Source organism: Massilia hydrophila, from assembly GCF_020208145.1.
Lineage (GTDB): Bacteria > Pseudomonadota > Gammaproteobacteria > Burkholderiales > Burkholderiaceae_D > Telluria > Telluria hydrophila.
This window is the reverse complement of sequence record NZ_JAHYBX010000076.1, coordinates 1-410: the sequence shown is the minus strand read 5'-3', so window position 1 is coordinate 410 and position 410 is coordinate 1. Positions and strand designations below refer to the sequence as shown.

Annotated in this window: 1 tRNA gene; it reads right to left on the bottom strand. The window is 46.6% G+C overall.

The features are described 5' to 3' along the window. Positions 1–285 precede the first annotated feature (285 nt). Positions 286–361 (bottom strand) — tRNA-Ala (locus LE190_RS21565). Positions 362–410 lie beyond the last annotated feature (49 nt).

Below are 410 nucleotides of genomic sequence, written 5' to 3'. Positions count from 1 at the left end.
GCAAGCTACTACGTCCTTCATCGCCTGTAATCGCCAAGGCATCCACCATGTGCACTTATTCGCTTGTCCCTATAACGTTGGCCCCTGCTGACAACAGGGATCGTCATAGAAATCAAGAGTACAGCTTGTTGCATGTTTGTTGATACTTGATTACTACCCTAAGTGTGCACTTTTACATGCACGCTTAAAAAAACTTTACTTCTTCCAGATTGTTAAAGAACGAGAACTACACTTATCTAAAGCAGTTTATTGCTGACTTAGATAAATGCAGTAGAACAGAATGAATGGTGGAGGATGACGGGATCGAACCGACGACCCCCTGCTTGCAAAGCAGGTGCTCTCCCAGCTGAGCTAATCCCCCATGTTGCGTGGTGGGTCTGGTTGGATTCGAACCAACGACCCCCGCGTTA